13 protein-coding genes are annotated in these 13396 nt (G+C 41.9%); 8 read left to right on the plus strand and 5 right to left on the minus strand.

The window, feature by feature from the left end:
- Positions 1-412: 412 nt before the first annotated feature.
- Positions 413-1918, minus strand: a complete 1506-nt coding sequence (locus IGI82_RS03030; RefSeq protein ID WP_422700622.1) for a helix-turn-helix domain-containing protein — start codon at positions 1916-1918, stop codon at positions 413-415.
- 267 nt (positions 1919-2185) lie between these two features.
- Here IGI82_RS03030 and IGI82_RS03035 point away from each other — a divergent pair, with 267 nt between their 5' ends.
- Positions 2186-2452 (plus strand): LPXTG cell wall anchor domain-containing protein, encoded by a 267-nt coding sequence (locus IGI82_RS03035; RefSeq protein ID WP_223597606.1) that lies wholly within the window; start codon positions 2186-2188, stop codon positions 2450-2452.
- Between the two features lie 182 nt (positions 2453-2634).
- On the opposite strand, the gene IGI82_RS03040 is transcribed toward IGI82_RS03035, so the two are convergent.
- Positions 2635-3210, minus strand: a complete 576-nt coding sequence (locus IGI82_RS03040; RefSeq protein WP_005227582.1) for a recombinase family protein — start codon at positions 3208-3210, stop codon at positions 2635-2637.
- A gap of 177 nt (positions 3211-3387) precedes the next feature.
- On the opposite strand from IGI82_RS03040, the gene IGI82_RS03045 reads away from it, so the two are divergent.
- Positions 3388-4878 carry a helix-turn-helix domain-containing protein gene (locus IGI82_RS03045; protein WP_034868770.1) on the plus strand — a complete coding sequence of 497 codons (1491 nt, stop codon included), beginning with the start codon at positions 3388-3390 and terminating at the stop codon, positions 4876-4878.
- Positions 4879-5074: 196 nt separating this feature from the next.
- Here the strand turns inward: IGI82_RS03045 and IGI82_RS03050 are convergent, their stop codons facing one another.
- Positions 5075-5278 carry a hypothetical protein gene (locus IGI82_RS03050; RefSeq protein ID WP_005227584.1) on the minus strand — a complete coding sequence of 68 codons (204 nt, stop codon included), beginning with the start codon at positions 5276-5278 and terminating at the stop codon, positions 5075-5077.
- A gap of 182 nt (positions 5279-5460) precedes the next feature.
- Here IGI82_RS03050 and IGI82_RS03055 point away from each other — a divergent pair, with 182 nt between their 5' ends.
- Positions 5461-5583, plus strand: coding sequence for a DUF7006 family protein (locus IGI82_RS03055; RefSeq protein WP_254907890.1), 123 nt, complete (start codon positions 5461-5463; stop codon positions 5581-5583).
- A 117-nt stretch (positions 5584-5700) separates the two neighbouring features.
- Here the strand turns inward: IGI82_RS03055 and IGI82_RS03060 are convergent, their stop codons facing one another.
- Positions 5701-7188: a helix-turn-helix domain-containing protein gene (locus IGI82_RS03060; protein WP_005227596.1), complete on the minus strand. Its 1488-nt coding sequence runs from the start codon at positions 7186-7188 to the stop codon at positions 5701-5703.
- Positions 7189-7666: 478 nt separating this feature from the next.
- On the opposite strand from IGI82_RS03060, the gene IGI82_RS03065 reads away from it, so the two are divergent.
- Complete coding sequence (locus tag IGI82_RS03065) at positions 7667-8062, plus strand: DUF7006 family protein (RefSeq protein ID WP_005227597.1); 396 nt, start codon at positions 7667-7669, stop codon at positions 8060-8062.
- Positions 8063-9060: 998 nt separating this feature from the next.
- Here IGI82_RS03065 and IGI82_RS03070 read toward each other — a convergent pair.
- The gene (locus IGI82_RS03070) at positions 9061-9378 is read right to left on the minus strand and encodes a hypothetical protein (protein ID WP_218212302.1); all 318 of its coding nucleotides are present in this window, start codon (positions 9376-9378) and stop codon (positions 9061-9063) included.
- Positions 9379-9884: 506 nt separating this feature from the next.
- Here IGI82_RS03070 and IGI82_RS03075 point away from each other — a divergent pair.
- The 4 genes from IGI82_RS03075 (at position 9885) to IGI82_RS03090 (ending at position 13174) form a co-directional block, all read left to right on the plus strand.
- Entirely contained in the window at positions 9885-10253 is a 369-nt protein-coding gene (locus IGI82_RS03075) for an LPXTG cell wall anchor domain-containing protein (RefSeq protein ID WP_156236335.1), read from the plus strand.
- 12 nt (positions 10254-10265) lie between these two features.
- A complete protein-coding gene (locus tag IGI82_RS03080; RefSeq protein ID WP_325836494.1) occupies positions 10266-11090 on the plus strand; it encodes a WxL domain-containing protein in 825 nt (274 codons plus the stop codon).
- 23 nt (positions 11091-11113) lie between these two features.
- Complete coding sequence (locus IGI82_RS03085; protein ID WP_218212300.1) at positions 11114-12025, plus strand: WxL domain-containing protein; 912 nt, start codon at positions 11114-11116, stop codon at positions 12023-12025.
- Between the two features lie 84 nt (positions 12026-12109).
- On the plus strand, positions 12110-13174 hold the full coding sequence (locus IGI82_RS03090; protein ID WP_218212299.1) for a DUF916 and DUF3324 domain-containing protein: 1065 nt from the start codon (positions 12110-12112) through the stop codon (positions 13172-13174).
- Positions 13175-13396 lie beyond the last annotated feature (222 nt).

Genomic DNA, 13396 nt, shown 5'->3' on the forward strand with positions numbered 1-13396 from the left:
GAAAATTTCTTTTTTTTCTAGTAAATAAAAAAATTAGATACAAAAGTTATTTAAAACATGCAGTCTGTTATGACCGTATGTTTCTTTGCTTTTTAAATAACGCTTCTCACAGTTGGGGCTAAGGATATCCGCTAAAATTTCATTTATTAAAAAATCCACGAAGCAGGCCAACTTTTCAGAGATTACGAACAGCACATAAAAACAAGACAGGGGCTTTCTCCGCTGCGCTTGAATGGAAAAGCGTTTATTAGGAGAGGAATCTTGCAAAAAAGGTCTGATTTTTTTCTGATGTGAAAAAAATAGACACGCTAAGAGAAAAGAAAAATGGATACTTAGGAAAGGGTCAAAATAGCAAACCGCGCAATGAAAAACTGGCGGCGCTTCCTTCAAGAAGGCCGTCAGTTTCCATAGGTCAACGAATCGGTGTGATTCTTGGCTGAATCAGCTGTTCAATCGTTTTGTGGATGATCGTCCAGTCCGAAAGGGTGGGGACATTTGAAATGCGTAGTTGCTGAAATTTGGTGTTGTTTTTCAGATGCAAGTCAAAATTGCTGACGATCAAATCTATTTCCCGATGGATCAATTCTTGTTCATCAGGAGCCACTTCAAAAAAGTAACTGATTTCTGTATGGTCGTTTTTAAATAATTCCGTTGATGCGGCTAAGAAAGCATCTAATCCAGCACCGCCTTGAAAAGCAAAGGCTACTTTGAGGTGTTTTTTCAGCTGGGGATTAGGCGCTAACTCGCTTAACAAAGTCAATGTGACTGCGATATGTTCCAAGTGAGTAAAGGAAAAGAAGCGGCTTTGATCGTTGAAGGGTTTCAACCACTCATTCCAAGCAAGGTAATCCGTCTTGAATGTTGTTTCAACAAAGGCTTTAATCTGCGGATCAGCAAACTCATAATTGGCAGAAATCATCGTCAGCAGGCGAAGATTTACGAGATAAGCGATGATCTTTTGGGCGGCTGCAGGTGGAATAGCGACGCCAGATTTCTCTAAAAAGGCAGCCGCTTCTGCAATAATTTCTGGTCTTTCTGTATGGTGAAAAATGTAATCCGCATCGCTTTCGCCGTTGATGTCCATCGTACTATAGGAAAGACAGTGGAGCGCATTGACAAAGATCCAAAGCAGCTCTTGTTGCGGCAAGTGGATGATTCGGTATTTTTTCAAGTAATGTTCGTTTAATATTTCTGAGAAAATAGCGAAGCGTTCTTTCTCCAATAGATTGCGTTCTAAAGACGGCGGCAAGGTCAAAAAGTAAGAATAGCGCCACCTACGCTTGGCGATACTTAGCCACAGAGCAAGTCGGTAATGGCTGTAATGCAAATCTTTCGTGTTGGCTTCCTTGGCTTTTTGGACCAGCAGGCGGGCATCCGCTGGACTATCTTTATCTAAAATCGTGCTATCGCCATAAGCAGAAAAAAAGACGAACAGACAAAATCGGATGTCCGCTTCGGTACCAATAAAGTCAAGATGATTCGTGGCAATCGTTACAGAATAGGTTTGCAACGACTTGTTCATGTAGCTGATCGTCCGTAAAAGATGACTGCGAGAATAACCGAATTCAATCGTTGCTCGGTGAATAGAGTATTTTTTATTATCAATAATACTCGTCATGATTTTAAACTCCAGCGTTTCCATCCCCAGGTATTGGATGGCAGAATTGATGGAAGCGTTCGGCGCATAAGCGATCGAGACGATGTTCGTTTCTGAGAGTGTGATCTTGACCAGTTCTTTTGGCAAACTGTCACTTAAAATACTCAGCTCTTTGGTAACTGTAGGCAAAGATAGCCCTAGTAAGGTCGCTAATTCTTGTGGATGATACCCTGTCGGTGCAGCATTTAGCACTTGCAAGATTTTTACTTGTCGAGAAAATGCTTTGTCCCGATGCAAGTTGATAGATAAATTTTCTAACATTGAAGTCACCACCTATCCATTGAAATTACGCTCGTTTTAAGTAAATTATATAATACTCTGCGCCAATCAAGAAGTCTTATCCCTTGAAAATTGGCGGATTTCATGTTAATAGTGCGCCGCATGTTTCATCGAGTGTGAAGCAGTCATTGAAAACAGCTTTTTTAGAAAAAACAACCTTGCCAGCTGCAGACCTAAAACGCTTGGATAGATTGGTCCAAAGATAAGTGTGAATAACGTTGGGGAAAAGAAAAAGGAGAAAAAATGATAATGAAGAAACGCGTAGTTATAAGTAAGAGCGCTTTAGTAGGGATGCTGATTTTAGGGACAACCTTTCCAAGCACATGGCCGATCGCTCAGGCAACAGATACACAGCAAACAAAGCAGCAAACACCATCCATAGACTCATCGGTTCCCTTGCTGGCAGATTCAACAGGAAACATGAACACAGGAGAAACAAGCAGTGTCTTGCTAAGTGTGACAGGTATCTTATTCTTAATCGGCGGACTGGTGTTCTTGTACCGTAAGAAATCATAGAGAAAACAACAATAGGATCAACAGAAGAGCCAGAAGAATAAAACATACAGGACGAACAAGCTGGATGAATTGCTTTAAGAGAACAAATATCGATCTTTAAGCAATCACAAACATCAGCAATGTTCGTCCTGTTTTTTATATAGTGAGCAGCCGAAAGTACTAAGTTCAGCCAGCACGTGTATTTATGAAATGACCTCATCCTTCTCCAGACTAAGATAGCGATAAAAAGTCGAGCGCTTTAAGCCTGTTTGGGCACAGATATCCACAACGGCTTTTCCTTCCTTTTGATAAAGGTGCAATGCGTGTTGGATCAGTGCGGGATCGATTCGTGGACGACCGCCAATATTTCCTCTAGCACGTGCGGATTCTAAGCCTTCTTTGGTCCGTTCAACGATGATGTCTCGTTCGAATTGGCTGAAGGCTTGGAAAACAGTCATCATTAATTTTCCTTGAGGGGTTTGTGTATCAAAATTTTCTTTGATACTGATGACTTTTACGCCTTTCTTTTCAAAAAAGTAGACGAGATCAATCAGGTCTTTGGTACTTCTTCCTAGCCGCGAGAAACTTTCAATAATGATTTTATCGTTTTCTTTCACTCGTTTTTTTAGTTTATTTAATTCAGGACGATTTGCGCGTACACCACTGATCTTTTCAGTATAAATTTTGTTGCATTCATACCGGTCAAGTAAATCCAATTGACGAGAGAGATCCTGTTGTCTTGTGGATACACGGGCGTATCCATAAACCATATTTGTCATACAAATTCCTCCAGTTGCACAAAAGAGTCTACATAGAGAATACCTTGTTTGTTCACTTAAGTACATATTCTAACACCAACTTAAGTAAATTTGGGAAATAGGAAGGTTTTTTTATAGACGCAAATATTGTACTATAGAAAAGAAACCAGTCGGTGAAGGAGAAACACGGAGGGCAAAATGAGAGAATTGCAGTTAAATTTTATGCTAAACAAAACGACCGTTCGATGGCTTCAAATGTTAAATACCTTTGAGCGAGAACGGACTTGTTCCATCGCAAGTTTAGCCAACAAGCTTGATGTGACCCAAAGGACGATCAGCTCTGACATCAAGGAATTGAAAACCTATCTGCAGGAGGCAGCGGAATTTACTCTTGAAGCCAATGGCTATCATTTTAGGGAAACTGATCCGAAAAGATACTTGTCTCAAAAAAAGGAGCTTGTTGCAGAAGAAGGCATGTATCAAATCGTGGAAGCCATTTTCCACGGGGAATTCTGTTCGGTTGAAGAGTGGGCGCAGCGCTTGTATGTATCAGAAAGTACGATGCGTCGCTATTTGAATACCGCTTCTGCGACGTTACGAAAGTATCATTTGGAGTGGATCTTGCAACCGGTCAATTTGAGTGGATCAGAAGCCAATATTCGCAAGTTTTTTAAAGATTTTTATTACGAATCAGATGTCACGCCGCATACGCTCTTGCCCCCCAAAGAACTGATTGCGTTAGTCAGTGATGCCTTCTCAAAAATTCCCACAGCGCTGGTGAATACAGGCGTTTCTCCGAGTGATTTTTATTATAGTTTGTATATTGCGATCAAGCGCTATCAACTGGGAAAGACCGTTCAGATTCCTCGATCGTTGGCAGCAATCGTCGAAACGCATGAGGCATTTGCGATAATGAAGAACTTAGCGCCTAAAATCGAAGCGTTATACCGAGTAAGACTACCGCAACAAGAAATGATGTGGCTTTATTTAGTGACCGTGATGAAACGGACTTTGACCGAGCCTGAAAAAGAGCAGCAATTCGTTGCAGCGTTTGGGCTGTATCCTGAACTCGAAGAACTGAGTCAGCGCTTCGTGCAAGAATGGGGCATTTCCTTTCAAGAGCCTCAACAGGTTCAGACGATGATCCACGCCTTTTTCCTGTCAAAGAAAATCAATGAGCAGCTGGCGCCCGTTTTAAATCACTTGCTAACAGAAGTAAAAAATGAAGCGCAAAAGCATGGTTCTGCTGCTTATCAAAAAAATCTGGCATTTATGAAGCAGCACCAAGCGATTCTAGGAATCAAACAGGAGTATCTGTCAGATATTTGTGCCGCACTGACTCTTTATAGTGAAGCAATTAGGGAGCTTTATGCACAAAAAGTCAAACGGATTGCGTTGATAATAGAAGGTGATCTCTATGCCTGTCACACGATCCGTGCGCGCTTTTTGCGTTATGTCGGCAATGATCATCGGGTATTCTTTCCAAAAATCAATGAATTGACGAGCGATTATTTGAAGGAAAACGCCATTGATCTTGTGGTCACGAATTATAGTGAATATTTATCAGAGTTCATCTTATCGACTGATTCTCTTTTACTCAAAGCAATCCCCGATCATCAAGATTGGCTAAGAGTGATTGAAAAAATCGATCCTCAGTTAGGGCAAGCGTTAAGCGTTCCCACAACCTGATACACGTGTTGCAAAACAGCATGACGAGGACATAGGTGGATAGATCAAAGAGAAAAGCCGCAACCGTTACGATCGACGGGTGCGGCTTATATTCGTTTGTCTAATAAAAAAAGGAGTTATCTGAAAATATGCCCACTGTTCCTGAATACCAAAAGATTGGGTTGTTTTGGTGAAAGAACAGCCTACGCGAAAATAATTAGTTGGCATTTACTAGTTTATCAAAAATCGCTTCAAAGGTTTCGAACGTATCACTATCTAACTGACAAAGCCATAAAAGGTAGCTTTTTTCTTTGAATGTCCATTCGATTGAAGGGTAAGAGGCAATCAAGGCATGGTATTTCTCTCGTTGTTCACTGGTAGCTAATAACCACCGCTTCTCAAAAATCTTTTTCTCTTCCATTTTTTATCTATCCCCCATAAAGAAACGTTGCCTGAAACTTCACTAACGGGCAACGTAAATCTAATGATACGCAGATCTATATTCAGTATACCAAAGAAAAATGAATTTTTTTAGAAGGTGTGTAAAATTACAACGAATTTCTTTTATTTTGCTTTTTTTCGGACATTTTTATAGAAATCGAATTGGCAGAAGAAGAGATCGTCAAGATGATCAAAAAGGACAAAAATGTCTATTACCGACAAATGGCAGGGATCGGCACGAACCAGAAAGCCCCCCATGGGTTGATCTACCTCAGCGAGAAATGAACACTCTGATCGGCTTGATCGATCAGAGTTTCAACCACTCGTTATGTAGGAGTTGTTCTTATAAAATAACGAGTTGCAGCTGCAACGATCCTACAAGATAGTGCCTGAGAAAATGTCCTATGCGTTGTTCAAAACCACCAGACGCAAGATTCGTGGATTGATTTGGTTAAGTAATCGATTCCAATCCGTGGCATCTGGAAAAGATTTTAGCAGGATACACTCGACTTCAAGCAAATATTCCATCGTATATTCCGAATAGTTGGTTACTAGCAGATCAATTTGCTTTTCCTTTAAATAGGCTGGGGAGAGTTCGCTGGCATCAGGATAATACAACGTGTGGAAGCGTCCTAGATATTTCCGTACGATACTTTCGGCATATTCGCAGACATATTCATTTCCTTCAAAAATCACAGCGATCGTCCGTTGTGTCCCCCAATTTTCTTCTTTGATCGCTTCCATGTGAATCGTTAGACTGGCACAAAAGTCTTCGAGATAAGAAGGCGAATAGAGCTTTTTGACTAGCTTATGCTTTGCCAAAAATGCATAGTTTCTCTTATATTCGTGGGAAAACTTGTCTTTGACGAATTGGGTAAGATCGTCAATATTGACATTCATGATGGGAGAGAGCATGTCGCGTATTTTCACGATCGTAAAAAACGACTCTAACCAGTGTAAGTCTTTTTGTTCATCGTAGGAATTGCCGCGATTAATGGCATAGAAATCTTTTGCCACTTGTTTGATCTCAGGCCAGCGATTGTAGGATTGGCAAAATTCTTCGATTGAAGGATGATTGATTTTTCGGCGACAGATGAGGCAAAGAAGCAAATAAATGATTTCATCTTCAGGTAGGCGATAATGAAAATAAGAATAAAGGATCTCCGTCAACGTCTCTGGAGAAATCAATGAATCGTAAGCATAAAAAATCTCCTTCAGCTCAGGAGAAAGTTCGACCTGCAACCCTTTCTTGCTGCGTTCCAGCGTGATGTAGAGAATATAGGAAAAGTAAGAAAAGGTAGAAGCCGGTTGTTTTTTTGAATGCAAAAGATTCGTGATCTCAATCACGGCATCTTGGACATCCAATGACGGGAAGATCGTATTGACATTGATATCGGACTCATAATAAAACAGACAAAAAAAGCGGCGAATATCGATCTCGGAACCCACCAGTGTGACAGGATTCGTTGATAGGCGAAGGTTGAAGGGCTTTAATAAGCCATTCATTTTTTTTAAGTAGCCAAGCAATGCTTGTTCAGAAAGATTAAGGGTCAGGCTCCAATCCAGCACCGATTGTAATTCATCGAAAAAAATACTTTCGAGAATCATAAAAAAAGGTTCATCTTTGACTAAGTTTTGTTTTTGTTTGATATATGCCTCGGGATCCAGTTCTTCAAATAAATAACCAAACTTCGAGGAGTAGATTTCGATTGCATCATTGAAATGTTCACGAATCATAGCAATGTCCGCAATGATCGTGCGAGTACTGCTTTTTGTTACTTCTGATAAATCGCCCAATGTTGAAGACGGATTCTTCTCAAATTCATTTAATAATTGCAATCGTCGAATTAAAGAACGATTTTTGATAAATTTTAACTGAAAATTTTTCATAGATGCCCCCGTTGAATTTAAAAAAGAATTAATCACATTATAAACAATTGCTTAAAATACTTCAATTTTTATGTTTATTTTTAATTTATTTGACTAAATACAAAGTTTTTATTATTCTAATGAATGTAAACGTTTGAAACTATTTGGAACAATGTAGGTTTTTTCACCGACAGGTGAAAATTGCTATTTTTTTTTAAAGAGATTTGACGCTATAGTGAGACCATAGTCCGATGCTTAGGAGTATTTGTTTTTTCTCAAGAGGAAACCTGTGAATTGTTGGTTGGATCAAAAGAGAGAAGATGGAAAATAAATGGAACTAGCAATTGCGTGAATGTGCCATCAATACCTAGAAATGCAGTGTCGTTGAAGGCTGTCCACGAATGAGATAGAAGGAAAAGAGATTGGTTGAAGAAAATTTACGGTTACTAGAAGAGGGAAACTGGGAACGATCGTACAGATAGATTACGAGGAGGCTAATATGCTGGCAGAAAAGATAGCGGGAGCAGAAGAATATTTGGCGCATTTTCAAACAGAGCTAGAAAAACAAGGGGTGTTACGCTTTTTTCCAAAACTAAATGCCTTTTATCATCGGTTAGCAAAAGAGTTTTTAACGATTTTTCATAGCAAGGAAGAAAACCTGTTTGTTCAATGGGGCAACTTATTGGCGATTGATGCACAATTGCAAATATTGATGGAAATCAGCAACAATCGCAAAGAAGGATTGCTAGATGACCTTGGGATGAGTGAGGAAGAAGTCATTGAAATGATTGAGAATGACCATAAGTATTTTTATCGTGAGATCACGGGGGCAAAGCTAACGCAAAAACCTAAAATGGGCTTGATTTATTTGAGCGAACATTTAGCAGAGTCCTGAACATTCATTCTTGGTGCGCCGAGTTGTGAGGTTTGGGAGAAAAGCGTGCAAGAAATAGAAAACGATGGCAAGCAATAGACTATTGGGGAAGTTTTATAGATAGAGCATTTTTGGGGATAGAAATGAAGAGTAGTAGTGGGGCGAAACGGACGATTTTCAGGTGGTAAGGACCCTTGAGAATAACCAAGAGCAAAAGGGCTACTCAAACAACGCAGTGGGGAAGGCAATTGGTTGGTCTTCCTTGCTTGAGTAAGAGCTTTTTTAGAAACGTTAGACTGACTGGTCAGGATCGTGGCAATGACGAACGCTGGTTGACCTTTTCGGCGAAACGAGGTACCTTGTAAGACAAATTATAGTAAGGCAAGTCACAAAGAATACAAAAAGCGTATGAAGGTAGGACATCAATGGAATGAAACTTTTTATCATTTTTGCCTGCTTATCGGTAGGCATATCGGTGACACAATATGGCATATATTATTTCTTTCCCAGCATATCTGTGATCCTTCGCAGCTGGTTTCAATTGGGACAAATCATTCTTTTGCTGGGTTATTTCTTTCTGCTAGTTATGTATTTTTGGGTGCAGCGCGACAGAACAAGGAAAGAGAAGCAATCTTTAGGAGAATGATCAATAGGTAAAGCACAAGGATCTGCAAAGAAGCGTTTCTTTTAAGTAGGAAGAAATAGCTTATTTGTAAAAAAAAGTATACATAAATGAAACGACCCAGACGATCCTTTTCGTAGGGGCTTACTTAACATAAGAGAATTGGCAGCAGATGTTTGCTCCTTTTGGTGAAAACCTAGGAGTGATCGTCTGCTGCTTTTTTGGTGCAATTGAACAGCCAATAATATATGTTTTCGGACGTGTGGAAGGGAACTGTAGAACAAGAAATTGAGAAATTCTTAAGGGGAAGGTTAGAAGAATCGATTCGTTCTGTAAATAATAACCAAAAATGGATGACTGAAGAATTATTTGTAAGAGAGTCAACAAAATGATTCATTTAGGAATTGTTTATTTGGCAAAGCGGCATTTCTAAGGAGTAATGAGGGATGTTAGATAGAGAGGATAAAGCAATGGACAGGTAACGCCAAATTTTTAGAGCCCCAATAGCCATCGGAGTACTCTTTGTTTTGACAGCATCACCTGTATTGAGAACAACGGATTGCTCAGTAAAGGGCTGGATAAGTGAAAGTGTACGGTAAAAGTGGCGATCTGAAAGAAGAACCATAGCTGCTGCTCCGTTAATCGTCGAGGAACCACCCAACCATTTTCCGTAGAAAAATACCCAACCGAGCGGAAGGCTACCACTGATAGACATGCTCCTTGTTCTTATCAGTTTAGTGATTCTAAGAAAAACGACATAAAAGAAAGAATACCCGACAAATGTAGCTTGGGGAATCAAATGAAAAGAGAGGAACGTTCTTAATAAGGATGACACTCCTTTTTTGACGTTATTTTATTGTACTTTTATACAAGGAAGAACTGCGGGTGCTTTGGAGAGTGATAAATGTTTTTTCTATGATAACAAGCGTTTTGACATATGTTAAGGATTGCTCACTTTAGTCAGATTCTCTGGTGAACAATTTATTTAAAACGGGGGTTTGTTTTTTTATCTAGGCATCGATTTCATCAGCCAGTGAATTTATTGATTTTTCCCGCATCACAAAGATAGCTATAATGAAGTATATCGAGGGTAAAAACCAGCGTTTTTGAAAGCCAACTGAAACAAAGACCGATCGACTTTGTTCAAGGTTACCGTTTAAGTGAGGGTGTCTAAAAAATGGTGGTTTTTAGGCTTGATGATGTCAAAAAGGGGGAGGGAGAATGAAAAGAGCGAGGGGGAATGTTTGGGTCCACCTGATGATCTTCGCTGCTTTTTTTCAAGTGATCAGTGCTTCGACGATTTTGGTTTCGGCACAAGAGCAGCGTTCCGTCGATACAGAAGGCTCAGTGCAGTTCACGGGTGTCTATGAGACAGACAAACCAGAACCTTCACCACCGAGCGGACCGTCACAGCCTGGCGGCGATGGGGGACGTTTGCCCCAGACGAATACCCGAAAAAGTTCCAGTGCCACGGCACTCGGATCCTTGCTGCTATTGATCGCTGGCTATGCAACAGTGAAGAAGACACGCAGGTACCAAAAAGAACAAGCAACCTCACGAACACCAGAAAAATTGAGCAAGAGAGAATAAGGGAATGATCTTATGAGATTTTTGCGATTTGCAACGAGTACCGTACTTGCCGCAACCCTTTTGATTGGCGGGTTCCAAGGGACCGCCGCTGAAGTAAGAGTCGCTGAAACCGATGGTCAAGTCAGCTTTGTGCCCAATGACCGAGACCCGACGGAAGTCATCCCACCTGATCCAGGACCAGAAGGACCGGATGTGGAGATCCCGCCGATCGGACCAGACGGACAAACAGGGCCATTGACGATCGCTTATGCGCCGACTTTGGATTTTGGTACCCAAGAAATCTCCAACCGCGATGCCGTCTATTCGATGGTGGCAGAGGAACAACAACTAACGGATACCCAAGGGGAAGAAAACAAAGTGCCCTATGTTTCTTTCGCCCAAGTACAAGACACCCGTGGATCAAATGCTGGCTGGCGTTTGACGGTGGCATTGAGTGCGTTTGAGTCAGGAACGCAGCACAATGAACTGCGAGGGGCGCAAATCATCTTTGCCTCACGCGAAGTCGAGTACATCAGCTTTAACCAAGAGAATGCACCGAGTGCCCATGAAGCGGGCTTACGTCTGGATGCCAATGGGGCGGCACAGGCTGTTCTGACCGCCGATGCGGGTAAAGGGGCAGGTACTTCATCCGTCGTTTGGGGCGATCAAGAGGAGCTGAATGCACAGTTCCAAGACCAAGCGCCGGTGGTTCGTAATGAGGCGATCCAGTTGTTCGTCCCGGGAGCCACCGCCAAAGATGCAGCCCTCTATGTGGCGACATTGACATGGCAATTGAGCACCACCACCCCCCAATCAGGAGAAACAGTTCCAACGGCGCAAGCCGATGAAACAAACTAATTTAAAAGAAAGAAGGAATAAAAATGAAATGGATTCGTTTAGCAACAGTCGCTGCACTAACCTCTACGATCTTCGCAGGCGGCGTACAAGTAGTAGCAGATGAGGAAGAAAATAATGAACCAAGAACACCACTTTTTGAAGTAGAGACACCAAATGAAGTTACCTTTACCGAAGGGGATGATGACGTTGATGACGTTGAAAATCCACTTGAATACCCACCAGTTATCATTGATCCGCTTCCAGTAAAAGGTCCATTAACGATCGTTTACGTGCCAGAAATGTTCGATTTTGGTCAACAAGCCATTACATCATCTGCAGCTGAATATTCTGTGATTGCTGAAATGCAAAAAGTAGATGAAGAGCATCCTCTTGCAATTGATAATAGCCTTACAGGCGAAGTTCCTTACGTTTCCTTCGCCCAAGTCAGTGATACACGAGGAAACAGTGCGGCAGATTGGACGTTAAGTCTTGCTTTAACAGATTTTGTCGGTAAAGATACAGAAGATATCCTTTATGGCGCCCAGCTTCACTTCATTGATCCGCAGATCAAACACAATGATGGTACCGGGCCTGCTGACGAAGCGCCTGTAGCACCAGTAACTGCTGGTGATCGCGTGATTTTAAATGCTAATACGGATTTAGCATCGAGCATTCCAGTCATGACCGCAGGAGCCAATCAAGGACAAGGACGCTCCTCTGTCTTCTGGGGAGACCAAGATGATTTGATGGAGCAGTATAAGACTGAAGGGACTACCGGAACGATTCTGAATGATCGTATTCAGCTGCATCTTCCATCAGCTGCGACTCCACAACAAGACACCTATGAAGCAACCTTGACTTGGTTACTATCTACCACAGTAGGTGAAGATGGTGAAAATGGTGGCGATGAAAATGGCGGCGGTGAAGAGGACAACGATTCAAATCAAGAAGACTAATCTTTAAAGCAACGCAACAATAATGTGAAACAACTGGCAGGAGTAGACCGTTATTCCTGCCTTTTTTTGGAAGGAGAACCAACAGTGATCGAACAACCAACAAACCAACGCTGGCTGCGGCTTTTGACTGCAATGATCATGCTTTGCTCATTGATTACTTTGCCGACACCAGTACGAGCAAATGATGACATAGAATCAGAGTTGAATTTTTTTGTTACCCCGATTTTCCCTGATAGCCAGATAGAAGGCGGTGCCAGCGGCTATTTTGATCTGAATTTAGGCGCAGGGGAACAAGAAGAATTGCAGTTACGCATCCAAAATACATCGGAAGAAACCATCGACGTCGAAGTATCGGCTCATACTGCCTTCACCAACGTCAACGGAGTAGTAGAATATGGTCGTGATGCCGAATATCCTGATCCGACATTGCCTGCCTCAATTGCCGAATTGATTGAAGCACCTGGGGTCATCACCTTAGAAGCCCAGGAGGAACAGATCCTTACCCTTCCTCTGACGATGCCTGAGGAAGAATTTGAAGGGGTACTGGCAGGATCGATCCGAGTAGAAGAGGTCCGCGATGCAGCGGCAGCGGAGGCGGAGACAGAAGGAATCGGGATTCGTAATGAGTTTGCCTTTATTTTAGGAGTCGTCGTAAGCAATAACCGCTCGTCAACGGATCCGGGACTTGAATTGCTGGAAGTTTTTGCCAGTCAAGTCAATTATCGGAACGTGATCAGTGCCAAGATTCAAAATTACACCCCGACTTTCGTCAACCACATAGAAATTGATGCCGAGGTTCGTGCCAGCGGCAGCGACACCGTCTTGTATGAAACGCAGCGCACAAGCATGCAGATGGCACCAAATTCCCATATGGATTTTCCGATCCCTCTAAATGGCGAGCGTTTCCGTCCAGGAGACTATGTCCTGACTATGACGGCCCGTTCACAAGGGGAGGAATGGCATTGGGAAGAACCCTTCACGATTGCGGCTGCTGATGCTCGACGTTTGAATGAGGAAGACGTGACATTGGAACCAGAAACAAATTGGTGGCTGATAGGCGGAATCGCCGCACTTGTTTTGTTGCTGATCATCGTTGTTGTTTTAATCATTAACAAGAAAAAAAAGGCTAAGGAAAACAGTGAGCAATAGAAGAAAAGACACAGAAAAACGAGCGATCACATAAGATAGAAAGGTTTTGGATTTCCTTGTCTTGCTTAGCTGGTGATGTTTCCTTCATGGAAAAAAGGCAAGCGGCAGCTGCAGTTCCGTTACGCTTTTTTAGTTGTTCTTGAAAAATCAGACAGGCAGACAGCAATACCCTCGCTTTGCTGCTAGCGACCATCGATTTACTGGTGAGAGGAGCAGTAAAAG

The sequence above is a fragment of the Enterococcus sp. AZ067 genome, assembly GCF_051715005.1.
Lineage (GTDB): Bacteria > Bacillota > Bacilli > Lactobacillales > Enterococcaceae > Enterococcus_D > Enterococcus_D casseliflavus.

Coding starts and splice junctions, on each gene's coding strand:
- IGI82_RS03050 (WP_005227584.1), bottom strand. CDS start 5,278: ATGGAAGAGAAAAAGATTTTTGAGAAGCGGTGGTTATTAGCTACCAGT.
- IGI82_RS03085 (WP_218212300.1), top strand. CDS start 11,114: ATGAAATGGATTCGTTTAGCAACAGTCGCTGCACTAACCTCTACGATC.
- IGI82_RS03075 (WP_156236335.1), top strand. CDS start 9,885: ATGAAAAGAGCGAGGGGGAATGTTTGGGTCCACCTGATGATCTTCGCT.
- IGI82_RS03070 (WP_218212302.1), bottom strand. CDS start 9,378: ATGTCTATCAGTGGTAGCCTTCCGCTCGGTTGGGTATTTTTCTACGGA.
- IGI82_RS03080 (WP_325836494.1), top strand. CDS start 10,266: ATGAGATTTTTGCGATTTGCAACGAGTACCGTACTTGCCGCAACCCTT.
- IGI82_RS03035 (WP_223597606.1), top strand. CDS start 2,186: ATGAAGAAACGCGTAGTTATAAGTAAGAGCGCTTTAGTAGGGATGCTG.
- IGI82_RS03030 (WP_422700622.1), bottom strand. CDS start 1,918: ATGTTAGAAAATTTATCTATCAACTTGCATCGGGACAAAGCATTTTCT.
- IGI82_RS03060 (WP_005227596.1), bottom strand. CDS start 7,188: ATGAAAAATTTTCAGTTAAAATTTATCAAAAATCGTTCTTTAATTCGA.
- IGI82_RS03045 (WP_034868770.1), top strand. CDS start 3,388: ATGAGAGAATTGCAGTTAAATTTTATGCTAAACAAAACGACCGTTCGA.
- IGI82_RS03040 (WP_005227582.1), bottom strand. CDS start 3,210: ATGACAAATATGGTTTATGGATACGCCCGTGTATCCACAAGACAACAG.
- IGI82_RS03065 (WP_005227597.1), top strand. CDS start 7,667: ATGCTGGCAGAAAAGATAGCGGGAGCAGAAGAATATTTGGCGCATTTT.